General features: G+C 65.1%; 11 protein-coding genes and 1 tRNA gene. 7 read left to right on the forward strand and 5 right to left on the reverse strand.

Translation table 11 applies throughout. The features are described from left to right. Window positions 1-612: 612 nt before the first annotated feature. The 7 genes from EOA28_RS09575 to EOA28_RS09610 all read left to right on the forward strand — a co-directional run bounded on the left by EOA28_RS09575 (window position 613) and on the right by EOA28_RS09610 (window position 8,862). Entirely contained in the window at window positions 613-1,953 is a 1,341-nt protein-coding gene (locus EOA28_RS09575) for an FAD/NAD(P)-binding protein (protein WP_127253431.1), read from the forward strand. A gap of 400 nt (window positions 1,954-2,353) precedes the next feature. Next, window positions 2,354-3,787: a pyridoxal-phosphate dependent enzyme gene (locus tag EOA28_RS09585; protein WP_127253432.1), complete on the forward strand. Its 1,434-nt coding sequence runs from the start codon at window positions 2,354-2,356 to the stop codon at window positions 3,785-3,787. Beyond that, on the forward strand, window positions 3,784-4,953 hold the full coding sequence (locus tag EOA28_RS09590; RefSeq protein WP_127253433.1) for a cystathionine gamma-synthase: 1,170 nt from the start codon (window positions 3,784-3,786) through the stop codon (window positions 4,951-4,953). The genes EOA28_RS09585 and EOA28_RS09590 overlap by 4 nt, the downstream gene beginning before the upstream one ends. Window positions 4,954-5,168: 215 nt before the next feature. Next, the gene (locus EOA28_RS09595) at window positions 5,169-5,891 is read left to right on the forward strand and encodes a GntR family transcriptional regulator (RefSeq protein WP_127253434.1); all 723 of its coding nucleotides are present in this window, start codon (window positions 5,169-5,171) and stop codon (window positions 5,889-5,891) included. Window positions 5,892-6,019: 128 nt separating this feature from the next. Next, a complete protein-coding gene (locus EOA28_RS09600; protein ID WP_128314840.1) occupies window positions 6,020-7,261 on the forward strand; it encodes a D-amino acid dehydrogenase in 1,242 nt (413 codons plus the stop codon). A 41-nt stretch (window positions 7,262-7,302) separates the two neighbouring features. Then, window positions 7,303-8,109, forward strand: coding sequence for an aspartate/glutamate racemase family protein (locus tag EOA28_RS09605; protein WP_127253435.1), 807 nt, complete (start codon window positions 7,303-7,305; stop codon window positions 8,107-8,109). A 570-nt stretch (window positions 8,110-8,679) separates the two neighbouring features. Then, a complete protein-coding gene (locus EOA28_RS09610; protein WP_126080320.1) occupies window positions 8,680-8,862 on the forward strand; it encodes a hypothetical protein in 183 nt (60 codons plus the stop codon). A 23-nt stretch (window positions 8,863-8,885) separates the two neighbouring features. Here the strand turns inward: EOA28_RS09610 and EOA28_RS09615 are convergent, their stop codons facing one another. The 5 genes from EOA28_RS09615 to dapB form a co-directional block, all read right to left on the reverse strand. Beyond that, window positions 8,886-9,191 carry a UBP-type zinc finger domain-containing protein gene (locus tag EOA28_RS09615; RefSeq protein WP_127253745.1) on the reverse strand — a complete coding sequence of 102 codons (306 nt, stop codon included), beginning with the start codon at window positions 9,189-9,191 and terminating at the stop codon, window positions 8,886-8,888. Between the two features lie 28 nt (window positions 9,192-9,219). Further along, window positions 9,220-10,890 (reverse strand): cyclic nucleotide-binding domain-containing thioredoxin-disulfide reductase, encoded by a 1,671-nt coding sequence (locus tag EOA28_RS09620; RefSeq protein WP_127253746.1) that lies wholly within the window; start codon window positions 10,888-10,890, stop codon window positions 9,220-9,222. A gap of 322 nt (window positions 10,891-11,212) precedes the next feature. After that, window positions 11,213-11,297, reverse strand: a tRNA-Leu gene (locus tag EOA28_RS09625). Window positions 11,298-11,603: 306 nt separating this feature from the next. Continuing rightward, a complete protein-coding gene (locus EOA28_RS09630) occupies window positions 11,604-12,224 on the reverse strand; it encodes a 2,3-bisphosphoglycerate-dependent phosphoglycerate mutase (RefSeq protein WP_127253747.1) in 621 nt (206 codons plus the stop codon). A 34-nt stretch (window positions 12,225-12,258) separates the two neighbouring features. Next, window positions 12,259-12,633: 4-hydroxy-tetrahydrodipicolinate reductase (gene dapB, locus EOA28_RS09635; protein WP_128314841.1), on the reverse strand; the 375-nt coding region annotated here is incomplete at its 5' end.

Here is a 12,633-nt window from a genome sequence, read left to right on the forward strand (position 1 = left end):
TATACCGCACTTGCTGCCCGCTCAGGGTCCAAGAAACTCGCCATCATCGCCGTCGCAAGGAAGCTCCTGGTCGTCCTCAACGCCATCATGCGCGACAAAACCGCATTCGCGTGAACACAGTTGCCATGCCGTGAAATAGAAGAGATGCTGCGGTGCAGGCCGATCTTTCGGCGGGGGTAGATAAGGGTTCTATTCTCTACCGTTGCACCTCTCACGAAGGTAACGGCATGGATTCTAGGGTCTACGCGCCGCTTCGCGTCGCTCCGCCCTAGAATGACGAAGTCGTTGGATTGGCGCTCCCTTTCAAAGATACCAAAGCGGACTCTCCGGCCTAGAATGACGACAGCGGATGCGGCGCCCTTCCACAATCGCGGCAGCCTGAACGAAAATCCTCCTGTCACCGGATTTCAGCAAATCCATGCTTCAAATCGCCGGCGAATTGAAACTCGAGTTTCGTGCCCAGCCCTCTTAGTATAGTAATCTTATCAACATTGGGAGTGAGAGAACGATGCGCAACCTTCTGAAAACCGTTCCGGCGATCGTTCGTGGCCTGCGGCCGAGGCCGCCCGCGGCGCTCGCCGCGCGCTGATCGCCCCGTTTCGGCTCGCAACCATGGTTGGACGCGGCAACTCCATCATCATTGTCGGCGGCGGCGCCAGCGGCGTTGTGCTGGCCGTGCATTTGCTGATGTCACCAAACCCCGATCTGCGCGTCACGCTGATCGAGAAGCGGCCGCATTTCGGCCAGGGCATGGCCTATTCCACTCTCCTGTCGGCGCATGTGCTCAACGTGAAAGCCTCCGGGATGAGCGCCTATGCCGACGACCCCACCCATTTCGCACGCTGGGTGCTGGAGCGCGGCTTCGCCAAGCCCGACCAGGGGCCATTCTATGCGCCGCGCAGCCTCTATGCGAGCTATCTGAGGGAACTGCTCGACGATCTGATGGAACGTGAGCGCGAGACCGGCCGGTTGCGGCTGATTGCCGAGGAGAGCCTGTCGATCTCGCCGACGTCGGCTGGTGTCGAAGTGGTGCTCGCCAACGGCACCAGCGTCGTTGGCCATCTGGCCGTGCTTGCCACCGGCCATGACGAGCAGCCCGGCGCCTTCCAGGGCCACGCCATCCGCATGGGAACGGAGGCCGACACCGCGCTCGATCCGCAAGCCGGTGTCTTGCTGCTCGGCACGGGCCTCAGCATGGTCGACGCCTTCCTGTCGCTGGAACAGCGCGGTCATCGCGGCCCGATCGTCGCGGTATCGCGGCGCGGCCTGCTGCCGTCGCCGCATCGCAAGGGCAACCCGATCAAGCTCGACATCGCCGATATCCCGCTCGGCACCGAGCTTTCCTATTTCGTCGGCTGGTTCCGCAACCTGATCCGCGAGACCCAGAAGGCCGGCGGCGACTGGCGCGACGTGGTCGACGGGTTGCGGCCTTTCAACCAAACGATCTGGCAGAACTGGCCGTCCTCGGCCAAGCGCCGCTTCGTCGAGCATACCAAGGCCTGGTGGGACATCCACCGCCACCGCATGGCGCCGGAAGTCTACGCGCGCGTCACCGAGGCGGTCGGGTCGGGCCGCATCCGCCTCGTCGCCGGCAGGGTGGTGAATGTCGAGGCGAACGGCAGCTTCACCGTGAAAATCCAGCCGCGCGGCACACAGGATGTCGAGACCCTGCAGGTCGCCCGTCTTTATGATTGCATGGGCATCGCCCGCGATATTTCGAGGACGTCGAACGGCGTCGTCCGCTCGCTGATCGAGCGCGGCGTAGCGCGGCCGGATCCGCTGCGCCTCGGACTCGACGTCACCGCGAAATGCGAGCTGATCGCGGCCGACGGCACGGTGTCGTCGAAGCTGCTCGCAGTCGGGCCGCTGACGCGCGGCACCTTCTTCGAGATCGACGCCATTCCCGACATTCGCGTGCAGTGCGCGAAGCTGAGCAAGCAGCTGCTGGGGTGACATTTTTGTTGAGGTCGGCACTCTACGGCGCCCCCTCTGGCCTGCCGGCCATCTCCTCCACAAGTGGGGAGATTGGCTGTCGCGTAGGCTTTCGCCAATCGCCGACATTGCAGAAGAAGGCGCTGCGGCGGAGCTGCTGATCTCCCCCCAAGTGGGGGAGATGTCCGGCAGGACAGAGGGGGGCGCTGTCCCGCCAACTGCACCAGCAGAGGCGATAGAGCGCCCTCCGTGAAATTCCATTCCTCCACTCGCCGCCGGATTGGCACGATCTATCTTCTTTCCGGATGAAAAGGGCTGGAAAAGACAGGGCGCGCGCTCCGCCAAGCCGGAATGGATTCCGGCGGCTTGATGCGCGAGATTGCCGACATCCGCCTCGAACTGCTTCGATGGAGCACTCAAGATGAGCGAGCAGACAAAAGCGCCCGGCGGCGCGGACACCAACCTGTCGAGGCTTCGCCCGCCTTACGCTTCGGTGCTCGACCTGATCGGCCAGACGCCGATCGTCGAGCTGACCAAATTCGACATCGGCAAATGCCGGCTGTTCATCAAGCTCGAAAGCCAGAACCCCGGCGGCTCGATCAAGGACCGCATCGCTTTGTCGATGATCGCAGCGGCCGAGAAGTCGGGCGCGCTGAAGCGCGGGGGCACGATCGTCGAGGCCACGGCAGGCAACACCGGCCTCGGCCTCGCCCAGGTCGGCATTCCGAAAGGCTATCGCATCATCCTGGTCGTGCCCGACAAGATGTCGCGCGAGAAGATCCAGCATCTGCGGGCTTTGGGCGCCGAGGTGCGCATGACGCGCTCCGATGTCGGCAAGGGCCACCCCGAATATTACCAGGACATGGCCGAGAAGATCGCTTCCGAGCTGCCCGGCGCGTTCTATGCCAACCAGTTCGCCAACCCGGCCAATCCGCTGGCGCATGAGACGACGACTGGCCCGGAAATCTTTTGGCAGCTCGACGGCGATGTCGACGCGGTGGTGGTCGGTGTCGGCTCCGGCGGCACGCTCACTGGCCTTGGCCGCTTTTTCGCGAAACATTCACCGAAGACCGAGATGGTGCTCGCAGATCCGGTCGGCTCCGTGCTGGCGCCGCTGATCAAGACCGGCAAGATGGAGGAGGCGGGCAGCTGGACGGTCGAGGGCATCGGCGAGGATTTCGTGCCGCCCAATGCCGATCTCTCGCTGGTGAAAAAGGCCTATTCCATCCCCGACAAGCAGAGCATGCTGGCGGTGCGCGATCTCTTGTCCAAGGAAGGCATCCTCGCCGGTTCGTCCTCGGGCACGCTGTTGTCGGCAGCGCTTCGCTATTGCCGCGAGCAGACGGCGCCCAAGCGCGTCGTGACCTTCGTCTGCGACAGCGGCAACAAGTACCTGTCGAAAGTCTTCGACGATTTCTGGCTGGCCGAGCAGGGCCTTGCCGAGCAGGAGCAGCATGGCGATCTGCGCGACCTCGTCATGCGTTCGCACCGTACCGGCGACACCGTCTGGGTCGGGCCGGAGGAAAGCCTGCTCAACGCATATGGCCGCATGCGCCGTTCCGACGTCTCGCAATTGCCGGTGCTGGATCAGGGCAGGCTGGTCGGCATCGTCGACGAGAGCGACATCCTGGCCAAGGTCGACGGCCCCTATGACGGCCGCTGGGACCGCTTCAACGCGCCGGTGCGCACGGCCATGACGTCGAACCTGCACACGCTGCAGGCCAACCAGACACTGGACGCGCTGCTGCCTGTCTTCGACCGCAACGAGGTCGCCATCGTCTTCGATGGCGAGGAGTTCATTGGCCTGATAACCCGTATCGACCTGATCAACCATCTGAGGCGCCGCGCAAAATGACTTCAAACGGCAAGAACCGCCTGGCCTTTTCCACCCGCACCATCCATGGCGGCCAGAGCCACGACCCGACGACCGGCGCGGTGATGGTGCCGATCTACGCCACCTCCACCTATGGCCAGCAGTCGCCCGGCGTGCACAAGGGATTTGAGTACGCGCGCAGCCAGAACCCGACGCGCTTCGCCTTCGAGCGCGCGGTCGCCGACCTTGAAAGCGGCACGAAAGCCTTCGCCTTCGCCTCCGGCCTAGCGGCGATCTCGACGGTGCTGGAGCTGCTCGATTCCGGCGCCCATATCGTCGCCACCGACGACATCTATGGCGGCTCGTTCCGGCTGATGGAGCGGGTGCGCAAACGTTCCGCGGGCTTGCAGGTCAGCTTCGCCGATTTCACCGACCTGGCCGCGGTCGAAGCCGCGATCCGGCCGGACACGAAGCTGCTCTGGGTCGAGACGCCGACCAACCCGCTGCTGCGCATCGTCGACCTCGAAGCTCTCGCGGCGCTTGCAAAGCGTAAGGGTCTGCTTACCGTTGCCGACAATACTTTTTGCAGCCCCTATATCCAGCGCCCGCTGGAGCTCGGCATCGACATCGTCGTGCATTCAACGACGAAATATTTGAACGGCCATTCCGACATGGTCGGCGGCGTGGCGGTCGTCGGCGACAACAAGGAACTCGCCGACCAGCTGAAATTCCTGCAGAACGCCATCGGCGCCATCTCCGGCCCCTTCGACAGTTTTTTGGCCCTGCGCGGCATCAAGACTTTGGCGCTGAGGATGGAGCGCCACTCGGCCAATGGCCTGAAAATAGCGCAATGGCTGGAAACGCGAAAAGATGTCCGCCGGGTCATCTATCCAGGCCTCGCCAGCCACCCGCAGCATTCCATCGCCGTCCAGCAGATGCACGCCTTCGGCGGTATGATCTCGGTCGACCTCGACCGCGACCTGGCGGGAACGAAACGCTTCCTCGAACGCACCCAGCTTTTCACGCTGGCCGAAAGCCTGGGCGGCGTCGAAAGCCTGATCGAGCACCCGGCGCTGATGACGCATGGCTCGATCCCGGCGGAGAAACGCGGCGCCATCGGGATTACCGATTCGCTGGTGCGGCTCTCCTGCGGCATCGAGGACGGCGATGATCTGGTCGCCGATCTGGAGCAGGCGCTGGCGCACTGAGCAATTCCAGGAAAAGTGTGAGCGGTTAGGCTCGGCATCTTCGCCGTAGCCTTCCGCCCGGGAATTGCGACAAGCAAGACAAACAAAAAGATAGAGCGCTTCGCCGTTTCCATGAAACGGTGAAACGCTTTAAGCGCAACTGAGTGCACTTTGCGATTTCAGAACGTATCATAGAAGCGCCCGCCGATTGGCCGGCGGCGCCGGGATAGGAACTGATGACACAAGGACGCGGCAGTGGCGAAAAATCGGCGGCTACGCGTGCCGTCCGCGCGGCCGACAGCGTCGAGCGTGTCTATGCCCGGATCAAGGACTTCGCGATCGACTATCGTTTCCGGCCGGGCGAGCGGATCAACGAGGTCGAGCTCGCCGCCGAGCTGGCGGTCAGCCGCACGCCGGTGCGCGCCGCGCTCAATCGGCTGGAGCGCGATGGTTTTGTCACCTCCGTGCCGAACAAGGGCTTTTTCGCCCGCGAGCTGACGCCGGAGGCGGTGCGCGATCTCTACGAGCTTCGCGCGGCGATCGAGCGTGCCGCCTTCGTGCTTGCCTGCGAGCGGGCGAGCGATGCCGAGATCGAGGCGGCAGCCGGGACCTGGACAAGACACAGCAGCCCGGAAGACGAGGGCTCATGGGCGAAGATTGCCGTCGCCGACGAGAGCTTCCACATGGGCCTGACGCGATTGTCGAAGAATGCGCAGATGATAAGCGCGCTCGAAGGTCTCTGCTCGCGTATCCGGTTCTTCAGATGCATTGATCTCGAGTCTTCGTCGCGTCGCGAACGCACCTATCGGGAGCATGACGCGATCATTCGCGCCCTGCGCCGCCGCGACGCCGCGGGCGGAGCGAGCCTGCTCGAAAAGCACATCACGCTGAGCTCCGCGCACGCCATCGAAGTGGCCGCGCGCGGCCTGGCGCGGCTTTTCCCGGAGACCGCGGCGTAGAGCTTTCGCCGAAAACCTCAACGCCACGATCCGCCGGCATCTCAAAAGACGGCTATTTTGCAGGCTGCCCCTTGTGGATCTCGCGATAGATTCTAAAGTGTACTCACTTTGCGATCTCCGGAGGCGTAATGCGCGTGATCGTATTGGGTGGCGGCGTCGTCGGCGTCACCACCGCCTACCAGCTGCAGAAGGACGGGCACGAGGTCGTCATCCTCGAGCGCCAGCAACAGGTCGCGGCTGAGACCAGCTGGGGCAATGCCGGCATGATCGCGCCGGGGCATTCCTTCGTCTGGTCCTCGCCCAGGGCGCCGATGATCCTGCTGAAATCGCTGGTGCTGAAGGATCAGGCGCTGCGCTTCAGGCTTTCGGCCGATCCGAGGCTCTACAGCTGGTCGTGGCTGTTCCTGACGGAATGCACGGCCGAGAAGGCCAGGCGCAACACGCTGCTCAAGCACCGGCTCGCCGTCTATTCGCAATCGGTGCTGCAAGAAGTGGTCGCCGACGAGGCGATCGACTACGACCGCAACGATCGCGGCATCCTTTATTTCTATCGCAGCCAGCAGGCGCTCGACAAAGGCGTCGAGCATATGCGGCTGCTGGAATCCGACGGCCAACTGATCAAGGTGCTCGACCGCGACGCCATCGTCGCGCTCGATCCCTCGCTGGCGTCGGCCAGGGAAAAGATCGCCGGCGGCATTCATTGCCCGACCGACGAGACCGGCGACCCGGCGAAATTCACCCGGGCGCTGGCCGCCAAGGTGGTCGGTCGCGGCGGCGAGATTCGCACCGGCACCACAATCACCGGCATCGAGACGTCGGGCGACGGCGTCGCGCAGGTGATGACGGACAAGGGCGCGGTCAAGGGCGACGCCTATGTGTTGGCGCTCGGCTCCTACAGCCCGCTGATCGCCAGGACGATCGGGCTAAGCCTGCCGATCTATCCGGTCAAGGGCTATTCGCTGACCATCCCGATCGGCAACCGCCCGGCGCCGCCGACCATCGCCGCGATCGACGAGCACAATCTGGTCGCCGTCTCGCGCTTCGGCGACCGGCTGCGCGTCACCGCCACCGCCGAATTCGCCGGCTACGACACCAGCCACAAGCCGGCCGATTTCGCCTTCATGAAGGGCGTGACCGAGGAGCTTTATCCGGAAGGCGCCGATTACGACCGCGCCGAGATGTGGGCGGGCCTCAGGCCGATGACGCCGAACAACCTGCCCGAATTCGGGCAGCGGCGCCTACGCAACCTCTACCTCAACACCGGGCACGGCCATATCGGCTGGACCATGTCGCACGGCTCGGCCCGCATCACCGCCGACCTGATCGCCGGCCGCAAGCCGGCCATTTCGATGGATGGACTTTTGAACTGAACGCATGATCCCCGACGGGATCCTCCAGGAAAGGGAATGCCATGTCTGTCAGCGCGGCCGCTACCCGCCCGCAATCTTCTGGACCGGTGGACCTTGGCGTCCTTCCATCGGAGATCGATGGCGGGCTCGCCTCGCGCGCGGCGATCGGCCTGGCGATCCTTGCCACCGATCAGACGCTGGAGCACGAGTTCCGCGCGCTGGTCCGGATTCCGGGCGTCGCCTTCTACGAGGCGCGCCTGTTCAACGACAATGACATCACGCCGGACACTTTGCGCGCCATCGGCCCGCGCATCGCCCCCACCGTCGATCTCATCCTGCCCAGCATCCCGCTCGACGTCGTCGGCTTCGGCTGCACTTCGGCCACCGTGACGCTTGGCGAGGAAGCCGTCTTCGCCGAAATCCGCAAGGCGCGGCCGGGCGTCGCCTGCACCACGCCGGTCACCGGCGCGCTGGCCGCCTTCAAGGCGCTGGGCGCGAAGGGCATCGGCCTGCTCACCCCTTACGCGCCCGAGATCAACCAGGGCCTGGTGCGCTACTTCACCGGCCGCGGCCTCGACATCGCGGCCGTCGCGACCTTCGACCGCCGCGACGACCGCGAGGCGGCCCGCATCTCGCTCGCCTCGATCGAGGCTGCCGCCGAGCGCATGACTGAAGTGCCCGGCGTCGATGCGATCTTCATCTCCTGCACCAGCCTGCGCGTCGCCGAGGCGGTCGCCGACCTGGAGCGGCGCATCGGCATTCCCGTCACCTCCTCCAACCACGCCATGGCCTGGCATTGCCTGCGCCTCGCCGGCATCGACGACGTGGTGCCGGCGGGTGGCAGGCTGTTCGCGCTGCCTGCACGCTGATCAGCGCGGCGAACTTTTCAGGCGATAGGAAAGCGCATCCGGCATCCAATCGCATAGGGCGCTCCCCTCTCCGTCTCGGCTTCGCCGAGCCACCTCTCCCCGCCTCTGGCGGGGCGAGGAACCCAGGCTTGCGAAGGCCGTGGCTTTGGCGATTGGCATTTCCTCGCCCCCACAAAGTGGGGGGTCCGAAGGACGGGCGAGACCCGTGGCTCGCCCCGGCACGGTGGATCGGCGCGCAGCGCCGAGACGGAGAGGGGCCAGCGCTGCCATGGGCGATTGATCTCAGGCAGCCGCAGACGTCACTTGCTCTCCCATGGCTGTGGGGCGTTCATGAGCCTGGATAGCTTCTCATTGGATTTGGCCGGCGCATCGAGAAGCGCCCGGAACTCCGCATGGACCTTCGGCGGAACCTTGATGCGGTTCTCGAGTGTCTCACCAAACGGAGGCGCGTCTGTGCGGTCGTTCTTCATGACTTCAACATAGCACATCGTCGCCCATTAACGGAATCGGAAGGAGATGTTTAACGCTTCCTCTCTATCTCCCGCCCCGGGTGGCGCAGACAGAGCGAGCATGATGAACGACAGCCCCGAAAAGCGAAACGAATGGCGTGCCATCTTCTACGTTCAGGCCCGCATCGCCATCCTGTTTGTGCCGGTTGTGCTTAGCCTGCTGCTCATCGGCATTTTTGCCGGCAACGAGCGCAAATCCGTGCCCGACGCCATCGACCCGACTGTGACGGGCTCGGTGCGGTAAAGCGCGGCCCGGAACGGCTGGACTCAAACAAACTTCGGGATCGGCCCGTTCTGGGGCGTCGTATCGCCCTCAAGGTCGACGAAAACCTCGTCGACGAAGCACCAGGCCCAGCCTTCCGGCGGGTCGTAGCCCTCGATGATCGGATGCTGCGTGGCACGGAAATGTATCGTCGCGTGGCGGTTGGGCGAGTCGTCGCAGCAGCCGACATGGCCGCAGGTGCGGCAGAGCCTGAGATGCACCCACCAGGATCCGCTCTTCAGGCATTCCTCGCAGCCCAGCGCGCTCGGCGTGACCTTTTTGATGTCCCTGGTGTGCCTGCATTCGTCCATCGCGGGTTCCTCGCCGGTTCGGGCTGATTTATTCGTTTGCGGGGGCGCCGTTCCGCGCCAGATAGGCATGTAGCGCCGCGACCACCTGCGCGCCTTCGCCGACGGCGGCTGCGACGCGCTTGGTCGAGCCGCAGCGCACGTCGCCAATGGCGAAGACGCCGCTGCGGCTGGTTTCCATCAGCCCGTGCCCCGGCGTCGTGTCCGGTCCGGTCCGCACAAAGCCCTTCCCATCCAGCGCCACATTGCAGTTCGCCAGCCAGTCGGTGTTCGGATCGGCGCCGATGAACAGGAAGAGGTGGTGGATGGCGCGCTCCGTCTCCTCGCCGGTCACCCGGTTGCGCCAGCGCAGCCGCTCGAGATTGCCGTCATGGCCTTCCAGCGCCACAACCTCGGTCTGCGTCAGCACCTCGATGTTGGGCTGCGCCTTGATGCGCTCGACCAGATAGCGCGACATGGTGGCATCGAGGCTGTCGCGGCGCGCCAGGAGCGTCACCTTGCGCACCTGGCTCGCCAGATAGACGGCCGCCTGTCCGGCCGAATTGCCGGCGCCGACCAGCGCCACCTCCTGGCTCTGGCAAAGCCTGGCCTCGATCGGCGAGGCCCAGTAATGCACCGAGGTGCCCTCGAACTGCGCCAGGTTGGCGATATCGAGGCGGCGGTAACGCGCGCCGCTGGCGATCACCACCGCGCGTGAGCGAACGCTCTCGCCATCGCCGATGGCAAGCCTGTAGCGGGCGCCGTCGCCGGCGTCGTCGAGCAGCTTCGCCTCGTCTGGGATCACCATCTCCACACCGAATTTCTGCGCCTGGTTGTAGGCGCGCGCCATCAGCGCCATGCCGGTGATGCCGGTCGGGAAGCCGAGATAGTTCTCGATTCGCGCCGAGGCACCGGCCTGTCCGCCGAAGGCGCGGCAGTCGAGCACGATGGTCGACAGTCCTTCCGAGGCCGCATAGACGGCCGCCGCCAGCCCCGCCGGCCCGGCGCCGACGATCGCCACGTCATAGAGCTTGTCGGCATCGATCGGCCGTAGCAGGCCGACGCAGCGGGCAAGCTCGTTCTCGCCCGGATTGTGCATCAGCTTGCCGTTCGGGCAGAGCACGATAGGCAGATGGTGCGGATCGACATGGAACCGCTCGATCAGCGTCTTGGCGCAAGGGTCGGTGTCGGAATCGAGCGCGCGATGAGGAAGCCCGCTGCGCCGCAGAAACCCTTGCAGCCGCAGTACGTCGCCATTGCCTGGAGGGCCGATCACCACCGGCCCGCTGGCGCCGCTTTCGAGCAGGCCGACGCGGCGCAGGATAAGCGCCCGCATCACGCGCTCGCCGAGATTGGCCTCCTGCACCATCAGGTCGCGCAGCCGCTGCGAGGGGATGACGATCGCCTCGACCGGCTCGACCGCCTCGGCATTGACCAGCGACGGCCGGTTCGACAGCTGCGCCAGCTCGCCGATGAAATTGCCGGCGCCATGGGTGACGATCGGCTCAGGCTGACCGAGCCCGCCGGCCTGGGTGATGTCGACCTTGCCCGACAGGATGAGGATCACGCCCGGCGAAATCTTGCCGGCCGTCACGATATGCTCGCCGGCGGCATAGGCGCGCGCCTCGCCGAAGCGCCGCATGCGCTCGATATCCGCCTCCGAGAGGATCGGGAACATCTGGTCGCGGCGGGCGGCGATGGTCGGGCTGACGGAAGGGGCCATGGCGCGACCGTAGCGTCATGGCCGCCGGGTTTGAAGCGGTTTGTTCGAGGACTGGCCGGAAGGGGAGGTTGGGGCGGCACCCTATGCGTCGTCATCCTCGGGCTTGACCCGAGGATCCATGCCGTGACCTTTGTCGGAGAACGCAGCAGAGCAGAATTCTGGAGCGCCGCGCCTCGACGTCACGGCATGGATCCCAGGGTCTCCGCGACGGAGCTTCGCTCCTGCTCCGCCCTGGGATGACGAAGTTCCGAGGTCAAAGGCTAATCTTGAACGTCGTGATCGCTGGCGGATAAGGCCGATCCCGTTGGTAGTCGGGAAAAGATGGTGCCCAGAAGAGGACTCGAACCTCCACTCCTTGCGGAACACGGACCTGAACCGTGCGCGTCTACCAATTCCGCCATCTGGGCTGGTGGGCGCTCATGTAAGCGGGCAAACGATATGTGTCAACGCGCTTTTTTCGTCGATGTCTGCGCTGCCCTCATCGCCTTCCTGCAACGCTGGCGATTGGCGAAACCGGCGGCGGGAGCTTCCCTCTCCCCGCCACTATACGGGGAGAGGATGCCGGCAGGCAGGTGAGGGGCGGCGCCGACGCTGGCCAAGTGGGGTTCCGGCTCTTCTCTGGAGACCGGACGAGATAATCGTCGAAGCCGGCGCTGCCCCTCATCCGCCTGCCGGCACCTTCTCCCCGTGAACGGGGAGAAGGAAGCTGCTTCTCACCCCTCCAGCACTTCCTTCTTCGCCACGGTGGAATCGGCGTTGAGCTTGTAGATCACCGGCACGCCGGTGCCGAGCTCGAGCTTGACGATCTCCTCGCCGCTCTTGCCGTCCAGCGCCATGATCAGCGCGCGCAGCGAATTGCCGTGCGCCGCCACCAGCACCGTCTCGCCGCGCAGCACATGCGGCTGCACCTCGTGCAGATAATAGGGCCACACGCGCGCGCCGGTGTCCTTCAGGCTTTCGCCGCCGGGCGGCGCGATGTCGTAGGAACGGCGCCAGATATGTACCTGCTCCTCCCCCCATTTCTTGCGCGCGTCGTCCTTGTTGAGGCCGGAAAGGTCGCCATAGTCGCGCTCGTTGAGCGCTTGGTCGCGGATCGTCTTGAGCTCGCTCTGGCCGACGACGTCGAGGATCAGCTGGCAGGTCTTCTGTGCCCGCTGCAGCGCCGACGTATAGGCGGTGTCGAATTTCAGGCCGCGCGCCTTGAGCTTTTCGCCGGCCGCGAGCGCCTCGGCGGTGCCCTGCTCGGTCAGGCCGACATCACGCCAGCCGGTGAACAGGTTCTTCAGGTTCCATTCGCTCTGGCCATGGCGCACGAGCACGAGAGTTCCCGACATGTTTGCTCCTTTTGAATTTTACGGAAGAGACGCCTCAGCTCAGGCCGAGCACGTCCCGCATGGAATAAAGCCCGGGCTTCTTGCCGCGCGCCCAGAGCGCCGCCTTGACCGCGCCGCGGGCGAAGATCGCGCGGTCCTCGGCATGGTGGGAGAGCGTGATGCGCTCGCCGGTGCCGGCAAGGATGACGCTGTGGTCGCCGACGACGGAGCCGCCGCGCAGAGTGGCGAAGCCGATCGAGCCTGCCTTGCGCACGCCGGTATGGCCGTCGCGCACCCGCACGCTGTTGTCGGCAAGGTCGATGCCGCGTCCCTTGGCCGCCGCCTCGCCGAGCAGCAGCGCCGTGCCGGACGGCGCGTCGACCTTGTGGCGGTGGGGCATTTCCAGGATCTCCATGTCGGAAACCTCCGG

The sequence above is a fragment of the Mesorhizobium sp. M2A.F.Ca.ET.067.02.1.1 genome (assembly GCF_004023285.1).
GTDB lineage: Bacteria > Pseudomonadota > Alphaproteobacteria > Rhizobiales > Rhizobiaceae > Mesorhizobium.